Here is a 23,085-nt window from a genome sequence, read left to right as displayed (position 1 = left end):
GGAAAACCTGCCTACTGGGCTGCCTGCGTGAATCGGTCCGCGATGGCCCGTACTGCGCCTTTGAGCTCGGTCGGCTCGATCACGTCAAAGTGGACCCCTAGGAGCGCCAGGTAGCCCGCCGACATCTCCAAGTTGTCCGAGCCGGTCGCCAACTCGCAGGTGTTCTCGTCGATCGCCGTGAAGTCCCCGACGTACATCGGGACACGCGCGCTCATCTCCTCCTTGGACGCGTGCAGCCTCACCCGAATCCGGTAGCGCCAGGATGCGGTCGAGACCCCCTTACCGACGTACGCCGCCAGGTCCTCGGCCGGAGGCTCTCGCGGCGAAAAGCGCGGGCCAGTCGGCGTACGCGGCTTGATCCGGTCTACGCGGTACGTACGCCAGCCATCCCGGTCCAAGTCCCAGGCGACGAGGTACCAGCGTCGGCCGCGCGTAACCAGGCGGTGCGGCTCAGTGCTTCGTAAGGTCGGCTTGCCCGCGTGATCCAAATAGTCGAACCGCAAGCGCTCGTGGTCGCGGCAAGCGCCCGCCAGCTGCACGAGCAGGGCCGGGTCGACGGTAGGGCCTGAGCCGGGTGTAGCCACGATGAACCGCTGCAGAGCGTCCACCCGGTGTCGAAGGCGCGAGGGCAGTACTTGCTCCAACTTGGCGAGAGCCCGTACTGAGGTCTCCTCGATCCCGCTGACCGAGAAGTTGGCCGCCGAGCGTAGACCCACGGCAACTGCGACGGCCTCTTCGTCGTCTAGGAGAAGTGGCGGCAGCGCCGAGCCGGCTCCGAGCCGGTAGCCGCCTGTAGTACCCGTACTGGCGTTGACCGGGTAGCCGAGCTCGCGGAGCTTGTCGACGTCCCGACGGACCGTACGGGTACTAACGCCCATCCGGTCCGCAAGGTCGTACCCGCTCCACTCGCGGTGTAGCTGCAGGAGCGAGAGCAGTTTCAGGAGTCTTGCCGAGGTTTCCAGCATGAATCTGATCTTGGCAGACCTTTAGGACAGAAGTTGACCGCAAGTGCTCCTAATGTCTTCGACATGACGATCAACGAGTTCCACCTCAACGTTCCGCAGACCGCCCTCGACGACCTGGCCGACCGCCTCGACGCGACTCGCTGGCCGACGGCCGAGCACGGCTGGAGCCGCGGCGTGCCGGTGTCGTACCTCAAGGAGCTGGCGGAGTACTGGCGGAACGGCTTCGACTGGCGCAAGCAGGAAGCCGAGCTGAACGCGCTACCGCACTACACAACCGAGATCGAAGGCCAGACGTTCCACTTTCTGCACGTGAAGTCGGAACTGTCCGACGCGATGCCGCTGCTGCTGCTGCACGGCTGGCCGGGGTCGTTCGTGGACTTCCTGCAGGTGATCCGGCCGTTGACGGCCGCCGGTTTCGACCTGGTGATTCCTTCCCTGCCCGGTTTCGGCTTCTCGACCGGGGGCGCCGGCTGGAGCCTCGCCCGGACCGTACCGGCGCTCGCGGAGCTGATGACCCGCCTCGGCTACGAGCGGTTCGGCGTACAGGGTGGTGACGTCGGCGCCGGCATCGCCGGCATGATGCCGATGATGGCGCCCGGCCGGGTGATCGGGGTCCACCTGAACGGGCCGGACGCGTTCCCGAACCCGACGGTCGACCAGCTCCGCGCGCTGGAAGGCCTGACCGAGGTCGAGGAGGACCGGCGCCGTCGGTTGATCGACTTCCACACCTCCGGGCGGGCGTACCTCGATCTGATGATGAGCCGGCCGTCGACGTTGTCCTTCGGCCTGACGGACTCCCCGGTCGCGCAGCTGGCGTGGATCGTCGAGAAGTACCAGGCGTGGACGGATCCGGCCAAGCCGCGGCCCGAGGACGCCGTACCGCTGGACCAGTTGCTCACCAACGTGACGCTGTACTGGCTGAACCAGCTGGGCGAGTCGTCGGCGCACTTCGTCTACGAGAGCATGAACGCCGGGTTCGACTTCGAGGCGCTGGCTTCTTCGTCTGACTCGGGTGATTCGGCTGCTTCGGGTGGTTGGGATGCTTCGGACGCTGGTGCGGCCTCGGACGCCGGTGCGGCTTCGGGCGGCTGGGATGCTTCGGATGCTTCTTCGGGTGGTTGGGAGATGCCGGTGACGCCGACGGGGATCGCGGTGTTCGCGGGCGATACGAGCATCCGGCAGCTGGTGGACCCGGCGGGCGCGATCTCGCACTGGTCGGACTACAACACCGGCGGGCACTTCCCGGCGATGGAGGTTCCGGACCTGCTGGTCGCGGATGTGACCTCGTTCTTCGCTCCGCTGCGCCAGGTTTGAGAGGCTGACACCCATGCCGACCCTCAGCCTCCGCGCTCTCAACCGCGCCACCTTGCAGCGGCAATGGTTGCTCGAGCGGCAGGACCGTACCGCCCTGGAAACGATCGAGCACCTGCTAGGCATGCAGGCACAGCTCCCCCTTGCGCCGTACGTCGGCCTGTGGACCCGGTTGAACGGGTTCAAGCCGCAGGAGCTGGTGGACCTGCTCGAAGGCCGTCAGGCGGTACGCGGTTCGATGATGCGGGCAACGATCCACCTGATGTCGAGCCGGGATTTCCTCGGCATCCGGCCGCTGGTCCAGCCCTGCATGGATCGCGAGATCTACCAGAACCAGTCGTACGGCCGGAAGCGGCTCGAAGGCCTCGACATGAACGCCGTGGTCGCGGCCGGCGCTGCTTTGATGGCCGAGTCACCGCGGACAGCGGTCGAACTGCGGGAGGCCCTCGGCCCGATGTGGCCCGACCGCGAACCACCTTCGCTCGCGCACGCCGTACGTTGCCTGCTGCCCACGATCCAGATCCCGCCGCGCGGAATCTGGGGCAAGGGCGGCCACCCGACCATGTCGACGGCCGAACTCTGGCTCGGCCAGTCGACCGAGGCCATGCCGATCGACGACGTGGTACTGCGGTATTTCCAGGCCTACGGTCCGGCGAGCGTGCTCGACGTCCAGGCCTGGTCGGGCCTGACCCGGCTCGGCGAGGTGGTCGAGCGGCTCCGCCCGCAGTTGCGCACGTACACCGCTCCGGATGGCCGGGAGCTGTTCGATCTGGCGTCCGCGTCGCTGCCGGACGAGGATGTGCCGGCGCCGGCGCGCTTCCTGCCGGAGTTCGACAACGTTTTGCTGGCGCACGCGGACCGGACCCGGTTCATCGACGACACCCTGCGCGGGCGGTTGCTGATCGAGGAGCGAATGAGCCGGGGCGCCGTACTGTACGACGGTCGCGTCGCCGCGTTGTGGAAACTGGTCCGCACCGGCCGCGACAAGGGACTGGAGGTCGAGGCCGTGACGCCGTTGTCCGCCGACGCGACCGCCTCGATCGAGGCCGAAGGCAACGAACTGCTCGATTTCGCCTTACCTGGTTCACCGTTGCGATTTGTGCCCGTGCCATGACCGAACGCCTGAGCCTGCGCCAGCTGAACCGCGCGCTGCTGCAACGTCAGGGCCTGCTGGAGCGGAGTTCCGGCTCCGCCCTCGAGACGATCGATCACCTCGTCGGCATGCAATCGCAAGCACCCCTCGCGCCGTACGTCGGTCTGTGGTCGAGGTTGTCGTCGTTCACCCCGGACGAACTGGTCGACCTGATGAACTCCCGCGAGGTGGTACGGATCGTGCTGATGCGCGGCACGATCCACCTCGTCAAGGCCGACGACGCCCTGGCCATCCGTCCGCTCGTGGCCGAGGTAATGCAGCGCGGCCTCGCGGCGAACAAACCCGCCGCGGCCGCTGCGGCGGCTGTACCTTCGCTCCTAGAGGTTGCCGAGCGCCTGCTCTCGTCTACCCCGATGAACCCGAGCCAACTGGCGGCGGCCCTGGAAGCCGAGTTCCCCGGCCACGACGCCGCCCTACTCTCCCGAGCCGTGCGAGACCTCCTACCCTGCGTACAAGTCCCACCCCGAGGCCTCTGGCGCAAAGCCGGCCAACCAACCCTCACCCCCACCACCACCTGGCTAGGCCGTACTCCCCCACCCCAGACGCCGCCGCGCCCGTCGTCGTCCCCTTCGACGCCGTCTCCCCCGGCGCCGTCTCCCTCCCCGTCTTCCCTGACGTCGTCGTCTCTGTTGGCGCCGGCTCCCCTGACCATCGACGACCTGGTACTCCGCTACCTAACCGCCTTCGGCCCTGCCAGCGTGCTCGACGCTCAAGCCTGGTCGGGCCTTACCCGGCTCGGCGAGGTCTTCGACCGCCTCCGGCCCCAACTCCGCACCTACCTATCACCGGAAGGCCGCGAACTCTTCGACCTGGCCTCGATCTCCCTACCCGACGAGGACACCCCGGTCGACGTACGTTTCATCGCCGAGTTCGACAACCTCCTGCTGTCTCACGCCGACCGCACCCGCATCATCCGCGACGAACACCGCCGCGAAATCATCACCATCAACGGCATAGTCCGAGGCACCATCCTCGTCGACGGCTTCGTCACCGCCTGGTGGAAAGCCACCCTCACCCGCCCCACCGCCACCCTCCACATAACCCCCCTCCCCAACACCCCGCCCCTCCCCCACCCCGCCACCAACACCGCAGCCACCACCCTCCTAAACTTCCTAGCCCCCCAAACCCCCACCCACACCATCACCTTCCACCCCCAAGCCACCTAAGTCCCGACTGCTGCGCGTTGACGACCCTCACGAAGTAGCTCAAGGTGTCCTGCTGCGGGACCTTTGTAGCTGGTCCTAAGAGCGCGAAGGTGTAGGTCAGCGGCTTCGCATGCTGTCGACGGCTCAGGCACGAGCCCTCGAGGACGACGTCCTAGGCGCCTATCTCCTCTGTTGGTAAAGCTCAAGCGCCCTGATCCGATCAGATACGGAACTCTGGACGCTGGACAGCCACTCGAACTGGCCGGCATTGGCGCGCTTCTGCTGACCCGCTTGCCACCCGTACAACACCTCGATCATTCGTTGGCCATACCCAAGGTCGGCCGCGGCTCTGTCAGCCACTCGCTCATTCCATCGCCTGAGAACGACAAAGATCAGGGGGGTGAAGAGCGGCAGGAGGAAGGCCAGAGGCACGAGCAGACTGTCGTAGAAGACGAGCGAGATAAGGACCAGTCCGAGATATGCCACCAGAAAAAACCCGACCAAGGTGCAGCCGACTGCAGGTATTGTCCGGCTCAGCTTGAGCAGAAGGCGCACCACCAACGCGATGGTGCGAGCGGGTAGGGAGTACCAGTTCGCAAGGCGCGCGAGCCACGTACTTCCCCTCGGATGAGTCATCAATTCGCGGGCCAAGACGGCCTCCAGATGACTTGGCGGCAAGGCGTAGAGCGCCCAACGGCTAACCGCGACCGTATAGCCGCCCGTATTGATCGCACTGGCTTGGTCGGTCTCTTCGATCAGAAGGACGTACCGCGGGCCCATCACACCAGCGCGCGCCGCCGCGAACATCCACGACGGGGCCATCCGCTCAAGTTCGACGAGCGTGGGCTGACGCGCACCGAAAAAGACGCGTGCCAGATAGCCGTCGATTGGCGGCCAAAGCACCGCGAGGCCAGACAGGGCCCAAAGACTGATGACTACCCAGGTGCCGCCTTCAAGATCCATGAACTGGCACAGCCAGTAGATGACGATGAAGCTCAGAAGCACCCAAATCAATCCTGAGACCAACTCGAAAGCCAGTAGTCCGGCTGAGCCGGGAACAGACGCGCGGCGCATCAGTTCACGGGACGGCGGGGTAGTTTGCGGTTCTCCCGGCCGGGGACCAGACGAACTACCAGGAGGCCCTTGTGGGGCGGGGCGGACAGTGTGACTCGTAGGCGGTTCAAGTGACGGCTGGCCCGGCGGAGCTTGATCCGGTCGGTTCTCACTACCCACACTGTCGTCTTTCTCAGACTCTGACATCAGTCTCCACACCTAGGCACGTCCGCCACTTTCCTCGACTCGTCATAGCATCTCTCGGTTAGTACAGGGATACATGCACATGGTCGAAGTGCCCGCCTGTCGCATCGGCTGTGTCGTAGAGTCCACCGCCTCCGTCATAGGCTTTCCATTTGCCCGTTCGCGCGCTCCAGATCTGGCCGTACCAAATCACGTACTTCACACCTGTCTGACCGGCAGTAGTCACCGACCAGTTCGCGATTCGGTCGCCCGCAGTCCGCGCCGGCGGAGAACGGCGCGCATCAGCGCCGACCATCAGGTCGCATGCACGCCCTCGAGGATGGTCGCTTCGGGGATTCCAGAGATGAGCGTCCCAGCAAGTCATGCTCAAATTCGGCAACTCCGCGCGGGCTCGCTTCACCCAAAGGGCGGTTCGAGGCGTGATCCGTCCAGAGGTCGTTGGATCATCCACCGTGGCACTCTGAACAGGCCAAACGCCGTTGACCGGCTTACCGGCATGGAGGCTTTGCCCGTCGCAATCATCGAGGGTCGAGACACCGCCGCCGGTTTCTCCGCTCGGCTTTGCCCCGGATCTTCCGGCATAGGGATCGCCGGCCCGCATCAAATCGATGCCCGCTTGCTCGGCTATCGCCTTAGCTGTGCGCTCATGACGTGCATAAGCGTCTGGGAAGGCAGATACCTGCACCGCCTGCGCGGCCTCTGTGTAGGACATGGATGGCCAGTTGTCGATGTCGACCAAACCGGGCGGCTCTGGTGGCTTCGCTCCACCGAAAAACGCTTCCGCCGCGTAGATCGGGTCGAGGATCTGCTCGCGGCTACCCCAGCCGACCGAAGGACGTTGCTGAAAGAGGCCGAGCGAGTCCCGGTCGCCGTAGTTGATGTTCTGTAACTGGGACTCCTGCAACGCAGTCATAAGCGCCACCAGCGTTGCCTTTCCGGGCAAGCCACGGGCAACAGCGACCTGATCGATGATTTTGGCAAACGCGACCTGTTGGGTACGGAGACTGCCATTGATCTGCGGATCATCGACGTTTCCAGGCCAAGCCGGGGGGCAGCTTGCGACGGTTTTTTCTCCGCCGACACCGAACGGCGCCATCATGGTGAAGGCAAGCAGGCCAACCATCGCACCGGCCGCGGCCAGCTTGACCGCGAAACTTCTCGTCGCGACCAGCCCGACGGCACGACCGAGGTCACGTTCGTCGAACATCAGATGCCCCCTCCCCCGTCACGGTCCCGTGCCCCCATTGATTTCACTGATGACCCACTTGCCTTCTTGTGGGATAAGCGTGACCAGCAAGGGCAACTTGATTCGATCCGGGTTCTTGCCGGTGATGTCAATCGTGACAGTTACCAGCCGACTAATGCGCGTCGGCGTGTCGACCGGCGCTGAACCCGGTCGAGGAGCCGTTACCGGCGCACTGATCACGGATGACTTCCCGCCGTCCAGACGAAGGCTGTCGTAGGTCGGATCACCTCCGGTGACGAGACTCTCAGCAACTTCCGCAGTGACGTACGGTTCCACCTTTCCAACAAGCTGCGCATACGTTTCGGCCACCGGATTCCGCGTATAAAACGTGTGGGCCCAGAGATTGGTGACATGGCTGGCGACGGTGGTCGCTTGCGCCGACGGGCGTTCAGTGAGAATTGGCGGCACTGAGAGGGTGGGGCTCGACGTGGGCGTTGCGGTAGCAGCCTGGGTCGGTTCAGCGGATGGCTCTGTGAGATCGACCGGCGCCGAAGGAGTCAACAGCCCTACCGGCGCTTGCTGGTCATTGCCACGTCCCAGCAGCTTCGGCAGTCCCCCACCAAGGCCAAGAATCACCACAGCCAGGAGAACAACCGCGACGATCACCACGACCGGGCTGGAAGGCTCCGCCTGTCGTTGATTCCTCAGCCAGGCCGCACGTTGAGCCTGATCGTCTTGACGCCATGCCCGCATGGCGCGTCGGCGTTCCCTTCGGCTGAGGCCGGTTAGCTCGTCGGGATACTCGTAGTCAGCCCGGGCCAGGTCGCGCCAGCTGGCCGGTTCGCGTGGACCCTGCTGACGCTGGTGCTGCCCTTCTTCACGGGCGCCGTCGTCCCTGTCGCTTCGATCTGGTGACATCGCTTCACCTGCGGGTCGGCACAAGAACGGTCACGCCGTCCTTGGTCACGGACGAATAGTCACGGAACCGGCGCTGGGACGACTGCGACGATCTTCTCCTGTCCCGGTGAAGTTTCGGCGGACCATCCCGCAAGCTTGCTGAGTAGGTATGGCCGCGCGGTTCATATCTCGCGGCGACATCCTGAGCGCCACTGCTCTGCCTGACGTGGCGCCCCTTCTGTGCTTCCTTCTTGCTGACGGATGCGGCACTGCCCGACTTGCTGACGGATGCAGCACCGCCCGATGCCGGTTGAGCGATCACACCACGCGCCGCGGCGCCGCGTTCACGACCGAAGCCACCTTTGCCGGTGGCGCCAACGGAGCCAACCGCCCCCAGTGAGATTGAGCGAGGAGCCTGACCGTTGCCGCTGCCGTCCTTTACCCCGCCCCCTAGCCGCCGCAGGCCAGGGGCTCCGCTACCGGCTCCAGCTGAGGACTCAATCGCCCGCTTGTCCGAACCTGTGCCCAGCTCGTGGGCAGGTCGCCCGGCACCAATGATCCGGCCGCCGCCCGGCGCAGGTGACTGCCGGTAGACGCGGACACTGGATACGCGCTCTGCCTGCCCAGCCGCGTCCGATCTTTCATGGCGCCGGTCCGGTCCGATCGTCGGGCTAGCTGCCCTGCTGCCGACGGCGCCCATGATCCGTCGCACCGCGCTCATCGCGCCGCGGCGGGCCACGCCACCCATCACCATGCTCCCGACGCCGGGGCGCATCATCGTCGTCAGACTCTCGAACAATCGCCTCAGGCGGAACCCAGCTACCAAGATCGCGATAGCAAGCCCGCTCACCGGAAGCCAACCAATCACATCGGTCAGGCTGAAGATCGCTGTGACGAGTGTGAGAGTCACCGAAAAGACCAGCATCGCCAGAAAAGACTGAAGGACGAGACCGAGCAGGGCTTCGAACCAGTTCATACCCCATTGCCGTGGACGGCCGGGAATGATCCACATGCACGCGAAGAACACGCCGATGACCAGTAGCAGGAGGCAGCCGACGAACGCCATCAGAGCTGTGAAGGCCAGCGTTACAGTCAGGGCGGCGAACAGTGTTGCGGCGATAGCACCCAAGGTGAGTACGCCAACCCGTCCGAACGGATTATCCCCCTTCGCCCACTTCACGGTGGCAGCGTCGTCGCTACCTTCGGCCTTGCTCATCTCATCGTCGATGTACTTTTTCCGCGCGTCTCCGTCCGTGCCTCGTTCCAAGATCGCCTTCCCGTATCTCTCACAGGCAGCAAGCGACCCGAACTCAGCAACGCACCACGGCGTGACAGCGAATGCCCGCCAAGTGGCATCGCCCGACTTCCTCAGCAAGGTGTCGCGTTCGGTGCCAGAGAAGCTCGGTTCTGGCCAGCTGATCGGCATCTTGACTGTCTCACCCAGCGCACCTGTCGACGTGTTCACAACGGTGTCCGAACCGAACTGTCGCGCTCCGTCCACACTGTTCAGCCACAGCGATGGGGCCACCGCAAAGCTGGTCGCCAGAACACCCGCAGCGAAAACCCAAATCAGCTGGCCCATCGCGCTACCGCTGGAACGCCTCTGCGCATACGCGGCCACAGCCCCGAACGCCAAGGCAGACGGCAAGAGCCACCCAATCAAGTCGGCGTTGATCGCACCGATCGCGGTCGTCGCAGTCTCGGTCAATGGCTTGATGTCAGTGAACGAGAAGAGCCACCATCCAACGGCGATCGCGCCCCGCGTGATCGCGATGATGTACATCATGACCATGTGCGCGTAGCCGTTGAAGACCCCGTCAAGCGGATCCCGCAGGCTCGTCTCGAAGTCCAGCCCGTAAACCATGGGACTGTACTGCTCAAAGAGCGTACGCGTATCGCCGTGGGTCAGGTCGGGGGTGGGGAGGAGGTCGGCGAAGCCGGTGGGGGTGGTGGGTTGGGGGTCGCCTTCGGCGGCTAGGGCTAGTTGGGTGGTGGCGATGAAGGAGATGGCCAGGACGAAGAGGGATTTTCGTGCACGGCGCGCCCATCTCATGCGACGTGCTCCTTCTTTCCGGAGCCCTTGCGGTTGGTCGGGTGGTCGTCCGGGTCGTTGTCGTCGTCCTCGTCGTCGAGGTCTTCGTCGTCCAGGTCGTCTTCGTCGGAGGTGATGTTCTCGTCGTAGACGCCGTACATGGCCTCGTTGTAGGCCGGGTCGGCTTCCTGGTCGTAGAACTCGTCGTCGGTTACGCCGAAGCGGGCTGCCTGGGCGGTCGCGGCGGGCATGGGCTCGGCGATCGGGGCCGCGTGGTGGGCCACCTGAGCCTGCGGGTCGGCATGCGGGTAGGCACCGCCCTGGTTGGAGAGGCCCGCCCGGCCGTGCACGCCAGCGTCGTGAGCCGGAAAAGCTGCCTGCCCCGGGGTACCCGCCTGACCGGCGACACCTGACTGACCCGCAAAACCTGTCTGGCCGGCAGAACCTGCCTGCGCGGGAAGGCCTGGCTGGGCGGGGAGGCCTGATTGGCCGCGGGCGGCTGTTGGGTCGATGGTGCCGGGCTGGGTCGGGGCGGGGGGAGGGCCGGCGTGGGCGCCGACGGTGGGGTTGCCGTTGGCGTGGGCGGCTGACTCGGCTTGCACCTGGGCCAAAGCGTGGAGTGCCGCTTGGGCCTCGAGTTCGTCGTCCTCGAGGTCGGTCTCGAACGGGTCGAGGTCCGGTTCGACGAATGCGGCCGGGGCCGGGGTGTTGGCGTGCTCGCTGGTCGGGGTGGTGCGGAGCAGGTCGGCGACGCGCTGGCTCGGGATGTCGATCTGTACGGTCGCCACCTCGTCCCAGCGGTCCCGCATGATGCAGTGGCCGTGGCGGATCGACTTGCCGTTGCCGGCTGTGTTGATACCACGGACCAGAGTTTGGTACGGCGCGGTCTGCGGGCGGCCGAGCAGTTCGAGCAGGGAGTCGACCTGTTCCCGCGACCGCAGGCTGAACGCGAACAAGGTGGTGATCTGCTCAACCAGGCCGGGCAGTTTCGAGATCGAGGCCGGGTCCTGCGTGTCGAGCACCAGGGAGGCGCCGAGGGCACGGCCGACTCGGGCGATGTAGTCCAGGAACGAAGCGCCGTCGGGCGTCTTGGTCAGGAGATGGACCTCGGGCACGATGACGACCTTCGAGCGGCCGCGGAACTCCCGGCGCCCGGTGGTACGGATCATCCAGGCGAGGCAGCCGCGCAGGCACGCCATACCGACACGCTCGATCGGGGACCATGATTCCGGCGCCGACTCGGGCGAGGGCAGGGTGAGGCCCGGCATCTGCACTACCCAGAGGCCCGGGTTCGTCGTGAGGGACGACAGGCCGCTCGGCGGTCCGGCCACGACGCTGCCCAGGCCGGTTTCGACCAGGTCGCGCAGGGCGAATCCGACCATGCGGGTGTTCTCGTGCTCGTCGGCGCAAAGGCGCTGGATGACGCCCCACGACGACGGATCCGGCGACTGCAGCTCCGCACGGGTCGCTGCCATGACCGGAGCTTCCGCCGCGCCACGCAGGTGTTGCGGGAGCAGCAGCATCAACTGGGACGGCGCCTGCAGCAGCGCGTCGTCGGCCGGCAACACCCGCAGGAGGTCGGCCGCGCCGGAGAACCGCGCGGTGATCTCGATGACCGCGGTTGGTACGCCGTACTCCGCGGCGACGGCGGAAACACCCGCGGCATCGCCCTTGAGGTCGAGCAGCGGAACCCACGCGCCGGCGAAAGCCGAGTCGAGGCCCGCCAGCATCGCGGCGGTGGTCTTGCCTCGACCGGATCGACCGAGGAACAGCGAAGTCGTCGCGTCACCGAGCGCCGAACCGGCCGCCGCGTCGAAGCGGACCAGACCGGGTGTCGAACCGGTCAGGTAACCGATGGCCGGACCGGTGGCGTCGCCGACCGAGGCACCGCCCCAGAACCACGAACCGAAGAAGGCGGTGGACTCGCGGACGTGACCGAGATCCGGCACCCGAAGCTGGTCGCCGGGCAAGGATTCCAGCCAGAGATCGCGTTGTTCGTCGGCGCCGGCCGCGACGGTGATACCGCGGTCGGCGTAGTGCGCGATGACGGCATCGACGTACGTCTCGAGGTCCTCGCGGGTGTCCGCGCTGACGAGCAGCCGTGGGTGGTCCTCGACCAGGGTCAGGCCGCTGCGGTTGATGTCGCGTTTGACCTCACGCATCACCCGCTCGGTCTCGACGATCTCGTCGGCGGTCTCCTCGGCGGTGCCCTTCGCGGCTGAGCGGCGTTGTTCCTTCGCGCTCTTACGGGTCTCGTCGACGAGGTGACGGGCCGTTTTCTTGGTCAGCACGCGGAAGCGGACCGAGGCCTCGACCGTCACGTCGATCTCGTCGCCGTCGTCGTCGATCGCCTTGATCTCGCTCAAGGTACGGAGCCACTCGCCGTTGCCGGGCGTCTCCAGTTCCTCGGGGAAGTCGGTCATCGCGAGAACGGTGGTGTACGCCGAGATCTGGCCGCGGGCGTCGTAAATGCGCAAGTGGTCGGTATACGGCACGACGCGGCCGGAGGTCAGCCGGGCCAGCGAGGCGCCGGTGATCAGTCCGCGCTTCGGGGCCGCGATGGCGCCACGGTGCATCTCACGGCTGACGAGCCAGGAGATCACCTCGGCCGGAGCGGCGTGGGCCCGCCACACGGTGCTGGCGAGCTGGCGGCCGAGTTTGCGGACACGCTCGTCGAGGTGAGCCAGTTCGCGAGCGCTGACGCGCCAGGACGTCGTACCGAGGGCGTCGCTGATCGCGCCGCGGACCTGCGCCGTCGCACGCGGGTCACGGTCGCTGAGGTGGACGCCGAGGGCGACGTACCGCTCGGGCATGCGCATTTCGTCGATGCGGTCCGCGCGGGTCTGCGCCCAGGCGTCGTGGTCGCCGAGCCGGTAGTGGCCGTCGACGCTGTCGAGGTAGTCGCGCCCAGTCGAGCGACCCCAGACCACCTTGAGGTGGCAAAGCCGATCGCCGAGGATCGTGGCGGCAGCGCTGACGGCGGCGTCGAGAGCCGCGTCCTGCTCGGCCTCGGTGGCCAGGTCGGTGTTCGCGACGGAGATGAGGTACCACGCCTCGGCGTGCCGCTCGCTCACCAGCAGACCGTCGGCGATGGCAACCAGCCGTGGCGGCGGCAAACCGCGATCTCGCCCGATACCGACCAGATTCAGCAGCTTGTCAGCGATCTTCATCAGTGCCTCTTCCCCGTGGTCCGGCGCCGAACCCGATCGAGCTGGTCCGTCCCCAGTAGACGGGCCCGCTGGTTCACCGTGATGTCCGCCCCGGCGCGGACTCTCGGGTCGTGCACGACGACTTCCTCTCGCTCCCATTCAGGAGTGACGCGCGCCTTGGCCAGGTTGGCCACCTTCTGCGTGGCGACCCGCTCCCGCCAGGGCAGGTACTCGCTCTTGTCCGCCGCGCGGGCGCCCAGCCCGATGATCGGCCGGTGCGCGCGCAGGGCGTAGCGCACCGCGAGGGCCCACTCGGTCACCCGGCGGCGGCGCTCGTGGAACTTGCCCGGGCGCCAGCCGAACGCGGTGATCACGAACGGTGGCACGATGTAGAAGCTGATCGTGGTCTTGCCCGGAACCCCGAGAATCGGGACCAGTAGCAGGACCCAGGCCAGCACGATCACGGCGCCGAAGATGATCATCCGGCGCCGGGCACCCTCTCCGAGGTCGATGCCCAGCAGGTCGTACTGCCGGGTCTCGATCTCGAAGTGATGGGTGAGGGTACGGCCGACGCGCATTCAGCTACCCCCGGACACCAGAGTCCAGAAGCCCTTCAGCACGTTGATCGTCTGGTTGTTGGCGTAGATCAGCCCGCCGACCAGTACACCCGCGGCGATGTGGCCGAACAGCTCGCCCCACTCGCGCTTGAAGTAGTGCCCGATCGAGCGCAGTACCAGAATCGCGATGAAGATGTTCCCCGCGATGACGAGAACCCAGTCCTTGAAGTCCGCGCCCGTCGGGACGTTGCTGTCGGCGAGTGGCGCAGCGAGCTCCACCACGCTCGCGACCAGTTGGTGAGTCATCATTGCGGTATCTCCCTTGTAACCGTGGTCATCCGACGGCAGCCACTTGCCATCGTTGCGCTCCGTCCGCGGCGACTGTGCGCCGCAACGTGAGCGAGTAGGTCTGGTCGAGGGTGGTGTCCCCCGAACCGGACCAGGTGACAGCGGCCGTCGCGTGACGTTCGTTGTCGTCTCCGGTGAAGACCTGCCAGTCGGTCAGTTCTTTCAGTTTGACCGTTCCGTTGAGGCTGCGGATCGACGCGCCGGGCGCCGTCACCGCCGCCACCTTGGCGTCGGACTCCCCATACGCGCCGAAGAACGCCTTGGCGTCGTTCAGCGTGACGGCGGTCAGGTCGTCATCGGGCACACCTGCGTCGGGCAGGTTGTCGGGCAGCGCGGCCGGCTCGTCCGCAACGTACGTCGGGGGGCCACTGACGACCACCCTGGACGCCGTACGGGCGACTGGGATCGAGATGCGCTGCCAAGTCGGTTTGCCGCGGACGAAGGCCCGTCCGTTGCGGGTGAACGGCACCACCATCACACGCACGTCGACCTGGGCGACGACACCGCCGGGATCGACGGTGACCTCCCCCGGGTACGCCGCGGCGGCGGCCTGCCGGCCCCGGCCGTTCCAGCCGACGCGCTCGTCCAGCCCGGTGGCCAGGTCGCGCTTGATCGCGGCCGGACGGGTGTCCGGGTTGAGCTCGTCCCAGGACAGGTAGGACATCGCGAACCTTGTGCCGACGGCGCGCGCCTCGTCCTTGGGATACGTCGACTCGGCGGTGGTCGCGGGCGGGGCGGTCGTGTTCGGCCGGATCCACGAGCGCACGCCACTGATCGCCGCGAGCAGCAGTACGACGACCACGAGGCCGCGCAGGAACCGCCGGGCCCAGGTCGTGAACGAGGACTCCGGCTCGGTGGCCCATGGCGTCTGGCGGTTGTCGCCGGCGCCGGGCGCGCCACGGTGTTGCGGGGCCCGGTGTGCATGCGGCTGTGGGTTCGGCTGCTGGTGTGGCCCGACCGGTCCGGGGGCTGGTTGGCCCGTCGGTGACTGGTTGGGCGTAGGCCGGCGCGGAGGTGCCATCACGCCGCCGGTGGGCGGTTGCGTGGGACCAGCACCGCGGTACGGCCCTGGGGCCCCCTTGGCCTGGCGGGGCGGCAACGGCGCCGGCGCACCCGGGTGGGTCCACCAATCGCCCTCGACGTCATCCGGACGACCATTCACCGGGCCATTCGAGCGCCGTGCGTCCGACCAGTGCTCACCCTTTGGCGGCAAGTTCAACAGGCTGCGCCACCAACTCATCTCTCCCCGCCCCTCAAAAAGCAGTTGTGCGGACAGTAGCCGGGAGGATACGGCAAGCAATTGTCCACTGGGAGTCCTGGGACCAGGATCTGGCCCCCTCATCGCCCCCGGGGGTCATACCGTTACGCGAGGTCGCGTCAGCGGCACACCCCTGGGACGGGAGTGACGTCTTCGGTGCCCTTGCCATAGTTCCTCTCCTATGCCTGCTCACATCTCCAGGCCCGCGCAACCATGCCATACGACTCCGACAGTCTTCGAAAATGCGTGCGAACAACATGGTAAAGAACGACACAACCGATCACACAGCGTGACCATTCTCGGGTGTGTCGTCCCTGTGGATAACCCTCTCATCTGTCCGAGGTGAAGGCTAGGCTCGCGGTGATAAACACGCTCGGAGGAGGGTCACGATGGAGAAACGACGGCTTGGCCGCCTGGGCCACGAGAGCTCGGTGCTGATCTACGGAGCCGCTTCGCTGGGCGCGGTGGACCAGGATCGCGCGGACGCCTCGATCCAGGAGGCGCTGGACGCCGGCATCAATCACTTCGACGTCGCGGCGGACTACGGCGACGCCGAGCTCCGGCTGGGGCCATGGATGCCACGGATCCGCGACGACATCTTCCTCGCCACCAAGACCGGTCGGCGGTCCGCCGAGGAGGCCTGGACGGAGATCAATCGTTCGCTCGAACGGCTGCAGACCGATCACGTCGACCTGATCCAGATGCACGCGGTTTGCGATCTGGAGAACCTGGACCTCGTCACCGGCAAGGGCGGTTCGCTGGAGGCCGCGATCCGGGCCAAGGAGGAGGGCCTCGCGCGGGCGATCGGTATCACCGGTCATACCGACGCGGCGCCGAGCGTGCACACCGAAGCGCTGCGGCGGTTCGACTTCGACAGCGTGCTCACACCGCTGAACTATCGCCTCTCGGCAGATCCCGAATATGCCGAGGCGTACCAAGCGCTGGTCGCGGCCGTGCAGGCCTCGGATGCCGCCCTGATGACGATCAAGATGATCGCCCGGCGTAACTGGCGCGAGGGCGAAGAAAAGACGTACGACACTTGGTATGCGCCGTTCGACGAGCAGCGCTACGTCACCGCCGCGACCGCTTGGCTGCTCAACGGCCATCCGGAGATAACCGGCCTGGCCACCGCGGGCGAAACCCGCCTGCTCCGCCAGATGGTCACCGCCGAACGCGAACGCGCCACCCTGAGCGCACAAGACGCCGCCGCCATCCTCGAGGAGGTCCAGGACTACTCATCCCCCTTCATATCCATGCCCTTCTAACGCCACTACCCACCCAAAACCGCGTACACCTCCCAGGTGCTGGGCGGACCGGTGTAGGCGTGGCGCCGCCTGGTTGGGCACTGCTCCACCTTGCCGCGCCCTACGCCCGGTACGAAACGGGCAGCGAAGGGCAGTGAGGGGCATTTAGGCGCGTACCCGTAGGACGGCTGGCAGTCGGCGGGAAGCAACGCCGGACCGGGTGGACGCGTTCTGCCGCTGGCCGGGACGCCTCGGCCTGCACGCCCAGGCGCCCACCGAGGACCATCCACGCCTTTGACCGCCTCGCCGCGTCAGGTGCTTCGCCGCGTCACGTGCTTGACGCGGGATGTGCTTAGCCGCGTGGCGTGCCTCGCCGCGTCAGGGGGTTGGCCACGTGGCGTGCTTCGCCGCGTCACATGCTTCGCGGCGGCAGCTCGTCGCGCTCTTCGTCCATCATTCGTTCATCTGGACCGATGGGCCAGGCGTGTGGGCGGCAGCGACGTACTCTGCCTGCTTCGCCGCGTCAGATGCTTCGCCGCGTCAGGTGGTTCGCCACGTGGCGTGCTTCGCGGCGTTACGTGCTTGGCCGGGTTACGTGGGTGGGTGCGCTCGCATGGGTGACACCTGCCCGGCGCGTCGCGCGAGCCCTTGGGGCGGGGTGGCGGGTGCGGGCGTGGGAGGGTGGGGGACGGAGCTGCTGGGAACATCTGGTTGGGCGGTTCTGTTGTAGAGCAGGAAAGACTTTTCATCCGAGTGCGGAGGTCGTAGTGGCAACGGTCGAGGTATCCCAGCAGAACTTCGACGAGGTCGTCAGTAAAGACGGCATCGTCCTGGTCGACTTCTGGGCGGAGTGGTGTGGGCCGTGTCGCCAGTTCGGCCCGATCTTCGAGAAGGCGTCGGAGGCTAATCCCGACATCACCTTCGGCAAGGTTGATACCGAGGCGCAGCCCGAGTTGGCGCAGGCGTTCGAGATCCGGTCGATTCCGACGCTGATGGCGGTGCGGGATGGCGTGGTGCTGTATTCGCAGGCCGGTGCGCTGCCGGAGGCGGCTCTGACCGACCTGATCGGCCAGGTACGCGCGGTCGATATGGACGAGGTCCGCGCTCAGATCGCGGCGAGCGAGGACGGCCACGATCACGATGGCCATGACCACGCCGGTCACGGTCATGGGCACGAGGGTCACCAGCACTGAGCTAGGTGACACCCAGAAGCACTAGTACGTACAAGACTCCCCGGACGCCCACGCGCGGTCCGGGGAGTCTTGTAGTTGTTGGGTCAGAACTTGTTGTGGCGGCGGAGCGAGCGGGGGCGGCCGTCGGGGTCGTAGATGAGGCGGAACAAGGGCTTGGCCCAGAGGGACTGGAAGCGGCTGACGGGTTGGGGTTCGTGGCGGCGGATTTGACCGGGTGGGCGGGGGCCTTGGCGGTTGGAGGCGTACCAGGCGTCCAGGTCGTCGGCGCATTGGCGCCAGCGTTCGAAGGCTTGGATCGGGTCGATCAGGGTGCGGTCGGAGCGGGCGCCTGGGTCGTCCAGGAGGCCGAGGTGTTCGGTCCAGACGTCCAGGCGCAGTTCGCGGGGTAGCAGCCGGGGTTCGTTCGCGCCGATCGAGGCGTCCGAGGTCGAGATTGGTGGCGAGGAAAGCGGGGTCGCGGGGGTGGGGTCTAGGACGGCGCAGGTTAGTTCGCTGTCGTTGGTCCAGGAGCGGCGGCTGAAGTTGTCGGAGCCGCAGGTGAACCAGATGTCGTCGACCACGCAGAGTTTGGCGTGTACGTAGATCGGTACGCCCTCGGCGTTCTCCAGGTTGTAGATGCCTACCCGGTCAGGCGCGACCGCCTGCAACCTGCGTAGCGCCTCGGATTGGCCATAGCGGGCGGGTGGTCCGGCGAGGCGGCTGTCGTCGTCGGGATAGCGCGGGACTACCGCGATCACGCGGAGGTCGGGCGCCCGTTCGAGAGCGTCGCAGATTCCCTTCGCGACCAGGCCGGACCACAGGTACTGGTCTTCCACATAGATCAGGCGGCTAGCCAGGCTGAAGGCCTTCATGTACGCGCGAGCCACACTCCGCTCCCCCTCGGGGGCGAACGGATAACCCGGGTGCTTGTGGCCGTACGTGCGGAGGACCTGAACGGCGTGCGGCCCGACCGGCGGTGGATCCGGGAAGGTCTCGGACAGTTTCTCCGGATGGCGCGGCATTCGGGCCAGGCGCTGGATGATGGCCCGGTACGGCGTACGCCGGTCGAGGGGGTGTCCGTCGTCCCAGCGTTCGATGAACGTGCGGAGCAGATCGCCGACAACCGGCCCGCGCAACTCGAGGGCGGCGTCGTGCCAGGGGGCGCGTTCGCCGTACCGGGGGTCCATCGGCGCGGTTTGCGGATCGCCTTGGTGGTTCTCGTCGTCGCGGCGTCCGTGGCTGAGGTCGATTCCACCGACAAACGCCACGTCGCGTTCGGATTCGCCGCGATGCCGGATGACGAACAGCTTCTGGTGGTGCGATGCGAGGCGGCGGATGCGCTGATCGAGCAGTACTTCGGCGCCGGCCTCGTTCAGTTCGGTTCCGAAGCGCTGGTTCTCCTGCGCGTTGAACCGTACGTGGTCGGAGTGCGAACGCCAGAGCAGGCCGCGGACCTCCACGCCGGAGCGGGCCAGGTCGCACAGCACGTCACCGATGGTCGGGCCGTCGGGTAGCAGGCGCTCGTCGGCGTCACCGCGCCAGTCGGTGAAGTAGACCTGGTCGCCGGATTCGAGCGCGCACAGTTCCTCGTGCAGCCGGCGGAAATACGTCGAGCCATGGAGCAGCGGCCGTACCAAGTTGCCTTCAGCCCACGACTTGTTCGGCTGGCCCAGCTGGTCGATCTCGGTCCCCGGGTTGCCCCGCTCCTCCGGCAGGAGGAACCAACGGCGCAACGCGGCATCGGTGACAGTCCCCACCAATCACCGGTAACCGCCGCCAAACCCAGCAGCGCCAACCACCCGCGACCCCAGCGCCACCCGCACAAACAAGAGCAGGTCAACGGACGAGACTCCCCGGGCCCCGCAGGGGCGGGTCCGGGGAGTCTCATCGGTTCGGCGCATCCGGATCGGGGCAACCGGACGCGCCACCCGCGCGCTGTGTTACCGCAGCGGGTCGAAGGGGGCCAGCTCGGCAGGGCGCCGGCCCGTGGTGATGGTCTCGGCGAGTAGCTGACCGGTGACCGGTCCGAGGGTGATACCCCACATGCCGTGACCGCCCGCGGCGAAGACCCGCGGGGACGCCGTGGCACCGATGAGCGGCAGACCATCCGGCGTGCAAGGACGCGGACCGACCCACTCGTCGGTCCGGGCGTCGAGATCGGCATCGCGCAGCAGCGGACGGGCCGCGTCGACGATGGCTTCGATCCGGCGCGGATCCATGGCGGCCTCGGGCCGCTTGAACTCCATCATGCCGGCGATCCGGAGGCGGTCGCCGAGCGGCGTGCAGGCCACCCGCTGAGCCGGGAAGTACACGGGCCCGGCCGGAACGTGGTCGATCGGCACGCTGAAGCTGTAGCCGCGACCGGCCTGCACGACCGTCTTCACGCCAAACCGGCGGGCCAGGCCGCCGAGCCAGGCGCCGGTGGCCAGCACCACGGCGTCGTACGACGCGCTGGCGCCGTCGGCGAGCACGACCCGCACGTCGCGGATGCCGTCGGCGACGTCGGCCACGTTCGCGTTGGAGACGATGTCGCCGCCACGTTCGACGACGGACTCGGCCAGCATCCGGACGTACTCACCGGGATTGATGAAGCGCTGGTCGTGCAGCCGGATGGCGGCGCCGATCTCGTCGGACAGCGACGGCTCGATCTCGCGGGCGTCGTCACCGGTGATGGCCTCGAACTCGATGCCCTGACCGGCCGCGTGGATGTGCTCGATCTCCTCGAGCAGTACGGCGCGCTCGGCGTCGGTGCGATACGCGGCGAGGAAGGACTTCGCCTCGTAGGTCTGGGCCTCGACCCCGGCCTCGCCGAGCGCGTCGAACGCGGCCAGGGCGATCCGGTTGATCGGAACCAGCGACTCCATCGAAGTCTTCCACCGGGCGGCGGTGCTGTTCCGGGCGAAACGGGTGAGAAAGGACAACAGCCTCGGGTTCGCGCTGGGGGGCACGTACACCGGTGAGGAGGGGCTGAGGACCGCCCGTACGCCGTACTTGAGCACCGCCGGCTCCGGCAGAGGTGTCGCCAGCCCAGGAGTCAGCCAGCCCGCGTTGCCCCAGGAGGCACCAGCGCCGACACCCTCGCGATCGAGGACCGTGACGTGGATACCGCGCTCCTGGAGGAACCATGCGGTGGACAGACCGACCATGCCGGCGCCGATGACGGCGACGCGCTCGGGGACCTGGACTTGAGGGGCAGCGACCATGCATTGATGGTGCGGCCGGTTCCCAGTCGCTGTCATGGTGTGATCGCACCACTGGTGGCGCGAATGATTGTGCTGTGCGCACAATAACTTCATGATCAACGCACCCGACCTGATCACCGCCATCGGTACGGCGCTGTTCCAGGTGGTCGTCTCCGGCAAGGGAGAAGCCGAGGTCAGGGATGTGTTCCTGGCTGATCCGCAGGAGCCGGCTACTGGCCAGCGAGGCGATCTAGTGCTCGGGCTCGGCCTTCGCAACGTCGAGGAGGCGAAGGAGCTGATCGAGCGTTGTGCGGCTGGAAACGCCTCGGGGGTCGTGATCCGCTCGGGCCTCGCTGAGCACGAGGAAGTCGCCGAGACGGCTGAACGCTGGTTACTCACGCTGGTGGCGCTCCGGCCCGGTGTGTCCTGGGCACACCTCGTCTGGCTGCTCCGTGGGGTTATCGACCGGGCGGCGGCTCCGGACTCCCCTGTCGCCGGGGACGCCGGGGTGCACCAGGAGCTCTTCACGCTGGCCGACGCGGCTGCGGCCATCGTGGACGCGCCTGTCACGATCGAGGACAATCAGTCGCGCGTACTGGCGTACTCCTCCGGGCAGGACCTTACGGACCCCACTCGCATCTCGACCATCGTCGGACGCCGGGTACCGCCCGAGATCATCACGCACTACCGGGCGCGAGGGGTCTTCCGCCAACTCGCCAAGGCGACCGAGCCGTTCCTAGTGCCCGAGGGGCCGAATATCCGGCCACGGCTGGTTGTACCGGTTCGAGCCGGTGGCGAGTGGCTCGGCTCGATCTGGGCGATTGTGAACGGCCCGGTCAGCGCAGAGGCCACCAATGAACTCAGCCACGCTGCGTCCGTACTGGCGCTCCACCTGCTTCGCTTGCGGGCCCAGGCGGACGTGGCCCGTCGTAGTGCGATCGACCGGCTCCGAACGCTTCTACGCCAGTTCTCCCCCGACAGCACTCCCGACCTCCGGCTAGCGCCGCAGCCGTGGCGAGTGGTCGCACTCGGACTACCCGCCGGGTACGACGTACCACAGGAGCTGGACCTTTGGGACACCACAGGTCGTCGTGCCGGGTGGAACGAGCCGTCGCTGGCAGACCTCGACGGCGTCGTACTAGCGGTTGTAAGCGACGGAGATGGTCCGGGGTCCTGGAAGTGGCTACGCAAGCTAGTAGCCGAACTAGCCAAGGAACAGCCCGGCACGATCGCAGCGGCAGGCGGTATCGCCCGGAGCCACGCCGACCTCCCAACTTCGCGAGCGCAGGCCGTAGAGCTTCTGGACCTCGTACGTCGTGAGGAGGTTCCCGGCCCGGCTCTACGCGTTGAGCAGGCGTGGCACGCGTTGACCGTGCACCGGGCGGTTGGCGCGCTCGACACCACCCAAATGGACGGGCCGCTCGCCACCTTGCTGACGCACGACGTCGCGCAGAACACCGACTACGTGGCGACACTGGCCGCATGGCTGGCTTATCCCGGGCAACCGCAGCAGGCTGCTCGTGAGTTGCACCTCCATACGAACACCTTGCGGCACCGGATGAAGCGCATCGGCGAGATCACCCGCCTGGACCTGGCCAACCCGCGAGAGCGGCTGGCGCTGCAGTTGCAGATCGAGGCGGTGCGGACCGCCCACTGAGGTGGTCTACCGAGTAGTCTGCGGCGAATGCCTGACCCGTCCGCCAACGGAGCAGAACTTTCCATGAGCGAGCTTGTCCGGACCCGGAACGACATCGTCGTCGCGCGGGCCCCGCATGACACCTACTTCTTCATCACGATGCCACGCAACGTGCAGCGGGTGCATCCGCTCACCGTGCACATGCGCGGCGCCGCGGACCACTCGTGCGAGGCCGGGGAACGGATCACCGAGGTGGTGATGGCCGGTGGCGAGATGTTCTCGGCCGACTGGGTGGTCACCGAGGCCGACTGGGGCGTGCGCTGGACGGTGGTCACCGAACGGTACGGGTGGCGCGGTGTCAGCGCACGGGTGAGTTACGAGTTCGGCGAGGTACCGGCCGGAACGCGGCTGACCCGCGAGATGACGGTCGAGTTCGCCGCCGGGCATCAGGAATGCCGCGCCTTCCGGGCCCGCATCAGCGACGCGTCGGTACAGGAGCAGTTCCTGCGTAACGTCAAGACCGCCCTCGAACAACGGTCCGTCGCCCTCGCCTGAGCAGCCGCACCAGCCAGGGACAGTGCTGGGCTGAGAAC

At 66.9% G+C, this 23,085-nt stretch carries 18 protein-coding genes; 7 read left to right on the top strand and 11 right to left on the bottom strand.

The genetic code is table 11. The features are described 5' to 3' along the window. Nucleotides 1–11: 11 nt before the first annotated feature. Complete coding sequence (locus ACFFGN_RS02455) at nt 12–965, bottom strand: helix-turn-helix transcriptional regulator (protein ID WP_380043582.1); 954 nt, start codon at nt 963–965, stop codon at nt 12–14. 63 nt (nt 966–1,028) lie between these two features. On the opposite strand from ACFFGN_RS02455, the gene ACFFGN_RS02450 reads away from it, so the two are divergent. Genes ACFFGN_RS02450 through ACFFGN_RS02440 form a run of 3 tightly spaced genes read left to right on the top strand, consistent with a single transcriptional unit; the run spans nt 1,029 to nt 4,595 of the window. After that, nucleotides 1,029–2,279 (top strand): epoxide hydrolase family protein, encoded by a 1,251-nt coding sequence (locus ACFFGN_RS02450; RefSeq protein WP_380043581.1) that lies wholly within the window; start codon nt 1,029–1,031, stop codon nt 2,277–2,279. A gap of 13 nt (nt 2,280–2,292) precedes the next feature. Further along, nucleotides 2,293–3,390, top strand: coding sequence for a winged helix DNA-binding domain-containing protein (locus tag ACFFGN_RS02445; protein WP_380043580.1), 1,098 nt, complete (start codon nt 2,293–2,295; stop codon nt 3,388–3,390). Beyond that, a complete protein-coding gene (locus ACFFGN_RS02440; RefSeq protein WP_380043579.1) occupies nt 3,387–4,595 on the top strand; it encodes a winged helix DNA-binding domain-containing protein in 1,209 nt (402 codons plus the stop codon). The genes ACFFGN_RS02445 and ACFFGN_RS02440 overlap by 4 nt, the downstream gene beginning before the upstream one ends. A 159-nt stretch (nt 4,596–4,754) precedes the next feature. On the opposite strand, the gene ACFFGN_RS02435 is transcribed toward ACFFGN_RS02440, so the two are convergent. The 8 genes from ACFFGN_RS02435 to ACFFGN_RS02400 form a co-directional block, all read right to left on the bottom strand. Next, on the bottom strand, nt 4,755–5,579 hold the full coding sequence (locus ACFFGN_RS02435) for a M48 family metalloprotease (RefSeq protein ID WP_380043578.1): 825 nt from the start codon (nt 5,577–5,579) through the stop codon (nt 4,755–4,757). A gap of 313 nt (nt 5,580–5,892) precedes the next feature. After that, nucleotides 5,893–7,038, bottom strand: coding sequence for a VldE C-terminal domain-containing protein (locus ACFFGN_RS02430; protein WP_380043577.1), 1,146 nt, complete (start codon nt 7,036–7,038; stop codon nt 5,893–5,895). 18 nt (nt 7,039–7,056) lie between these two features. Continuing rightward, on the bottom strand, nt 7,057–7,935 hold the full coding sequence (locus ACFFGN_RS02425; RefSeq protein ID WP_380043576.1) for a hypothetical protein: 879 nt from the start codon (nt 7,933–7,935) through the stop codon (nt 7,057–7,059). A 4-nt stretch (nt 7,936–7,939) separates the two neighbouring features. Further along, nucleotides 7,940–9,967 carry a hypothetical protein gene (locus ACFFGN_RS02420; RefSeq protein ID WP_380043575.1) on the bottom strand — a complete coding sequence of 676 codons (2,028 nt, stop codon included), beginning with the start codon at nt 9,965–9,967 and terminating at the stop codon, nt 7,940–7,942. After that, nucleotides 9,964–13,116: an ATP-binding protein gene (locus tag ACFFGN_RS02415; protein WP_380043574.1), complete on the bottom strand. Its 3,153-nt coding sequence runs from the start codon at nt 13,114–13,116 to the stop codon at nt 9,964–9,966. The genes ACFFGN_RS02420 and ACFFGN_RS02415 overlap by 4 nt, the downstream gene beginning before the upstream one ends. Continuing rightward, complete coding sequence (locus ACFFGN_RS02410; protein WP_380043573.1) at nt 13,116–13,673, bottom strand: hypothetical protein; 558 nt, start codon at nt 13,671–13,673, stop codon at nt 13,116–13,118. Before ACFFGN_RS02410 ends, ACFFGN_RS02415 begins: the two co-directional genes overlap by 1 nt. After that, a complete protein-coding gene (locus ACFFGN_RS02405; protein WP_380043572.1) occupies nt 13,674–13,961 on the bottom strand; it encodes a hypothetical protein in 288 nt (95 codons plus the stop codon). It abuts the gene before it with no gap. A gap of 25 nt (nt 13,962–13,986) precedes the next feature. Beyond that, entirely contained in the window at nt 13,987–15,162 is a 1,176-nt protein-coding gene (locus ACFFGN_RS02400; protein WP_380043571.1) for a hypothetical protein, read from the bottom strand. A 485-nt stretch (nt 15,163–15,647) separates the two neighbouring features. On the opposite strand from ACFFGN_RS02400, the gene ACFFGN_RS02395 reads away from it, so the two are divergent. Together ACFFGN_RS02395 and trxA are read left to right on the top strand one after the other, a co-directional pair. Continuing rightward, nucleotides 15,648–16,523 carry an aldo/keto reductase gene (locus ACFFGN_RS02395; protein WP_380043570.1) on the top strand — a complete coding sequence of 292 codons (876 nt, stop codon included), beginning with the start codon at nt 15,648–15,650 and terminating at the stop codon, nt 16,521–16,523. 746 nt (nt 16,524–17,269) lie between these two features. Further along, on the top strand, nt 17,270–17,695 hold the full coding sequence (gene trxA / locus ACFFGN_RS02390) for a thioredoxin (RefSeq protein WP_380043569.1): 426 nt from the start codon (nt 17,270–17,272) through the stop codon (nt 17,693–17,695). Between the two features lie 83 nt (nt 17,696–17,778). On the opposite strand, the gene ACFFGN_RS02385 is transcribed toward trxA, so the two are convergent. Both ACFFGN_RS02385 and ACFFGN_RS02380 read right to left on the bottom strand, forming a co-directional pair. Beyond that, complete coding sequence (locus ACFFGN_RS02385; RefSeq protein ID WP_380043568.1) at nt 17,779–19,431, bottom strand: phospholipase D family protein; 1,653 nt, start codon at nt 19,429–19,431, stop codon at nt 17,779–17,781. Nucleotides 19,432–19,614: 183 nt separating this feature from the next. Next, entirely contained in the window at nt 19,615–20,877 is a 1,263-nt protein-coding gene (locus ACFFGN_RS02380; protein ID WP_380043567.1) for an NAD(P)/FAD-dependent oxidoreductase, read from the bottom strand. Between the two features lie 91 nt (nt 20,878–20,968). On the opposite strand from ACFFGN_RS02380, the gene ACFFGN_RS02375 reads away from it, so the two are divergent. Continuing rightward, on the top strand, nt 20,969–22,513 hold the full coding sequence (locus ACFFGN_RS02375) for a helix-turn-helix domain-containing protein (protein ID WP_380043566.1): 1,545 nt from the start codon (nt 20,969–20,971) through the stop codon (nt 22,511–22,513). 63 nt (nt 22,514–22,576) lie between these two features. After that, nucleotides 22,577–23,047 (top strand): SRPBCC family protein, encoded by a 471-nt coding sequence (locus ACFFGN_RS02370; RefSeq protein WP_380043565.1) that lies wholly within the window; start codon nt 22,577–22,579, stop codon nt 23,045–23,047. Nucleotides 23,048–23,085 lie beyond the last annotated feature (38 nt).

Source organism: Kribbella deserti (assembly GCF_042434725.1).
In the GTDB taxonomy this organism is placed as follows: domain Bacteria; phylum Actinomycetota; class Actinomycetes; order Propionibacteriales; family Kribbellaceae; genus Kribbella; species Kribbella deserti.
The sequence above is the reverse complement of the archived record's forward strand: the minus strand, read 5'-3'. Positions and strand labels throughout refer to the sequence as shown.

Bases quoted from the DNA above. Each gene is read 5' to 3' on its own strand.
- ACFFGN_RS02455 (WP_380043582.1), bottom strand. From the start codon at position 965: ATGCTGGAAACCTCGGCAAGACTCCTGAAACTGCTCTCGCTCCTGCAG.
- ACFFGN_RS02450 (WP_380043581.1), top strand. From the start codon at position 1,029: ATGACGATCAACGAGTTCCACCTCAACGTTCCGCAGACCGCCCTCGAC.
- ACFFGN_RS02445 (WP_380043580.1), top strand. From the start codon at position 2,293: ATGCCGACCCTCAGCCTCCGCGCTCTCAACCGCGCCACCTTGCAGCGG.
- ACFFGN_RS02440 (WP_380043579.1), top strand. From the start codon at position 3,387: ATGACCGAACGCCTGAGCCTGCGCCAGCTGAACCGCGCGCTGCTGCAA.
- ACFFGN_RS02430 (WP_380043577.1), bottom strand. From the start codon at position 7,038: ATGTTCGACGAACGTGACCTCGGTCGTGCCGTCGGGCTGGTCGCGACG.
- ACFFGN_RS02425 (WP_380043576.1), bottom strand. From the start codon at position 7,935: ATGTCACCAGATCGAAGCGACAGGGACGACGGCGCCCGTGAAGAAGGG.
- ACFFGN_RS02420 (WP_380043575.1), bottom strand. From the start codon at position 9,967: ATGAGATGGGCGCGCCGTGCACGAAAATCCCTCTTCGTCCTGGCCATC.
- ACFFGN_RS02415 (WP_380043574.1), bottom strand. From the start codon at position 13,116: ATGAAGATCGCTGACAAGCTGCTGAATCTGGTCGGTATCGGGCGAGAT.
- ACFFGN_RS02410 (WP_380043573.1), bottom strand. From the start codon at position 13,673: ATGCGCGTCGGCCGTACCCTCACCCATCACTTCGAGATCGAGACCCGG.
- ACFFGN_RS02405 (WP_380043572.1), bottom strand. From the start codon at position 13,961: ATGATGACTCACCAACTGGTCGCGAGCGTGGTGGAGCTCGCTGCGCCA.
- ACFFGN_RS02395 (WP_380043570.1), top strand. From the start codon at position 15,648: ATGGAGAAACGACGGCTTGGCCGCCTGGGCCACGAGAGCTCGGTGCTG.
- ACFFGN_RS02380 (WP_380043567.1), bottom strand. From the start codon at position 20,877: ATGGTCGCTGCCCCTCAAGTCCAGGTCCCCGAGCGCGTCGCCGTCATC.
- ACFFGN_RS02375 (WP_380043566.1), top strand. From the start codon at position 20,969: ATGATCAACGCACCCGACCTGATCACCGCCATCGGTACGGCGCTGTTC.
- ACFFGN_RS02370 (WP_380043565.1), top strand. From the start codon at position 22,577: ATGAGCGAGCTTGTCCGGACCCGGAACGACATCGTCGTCGCGCGGGCC.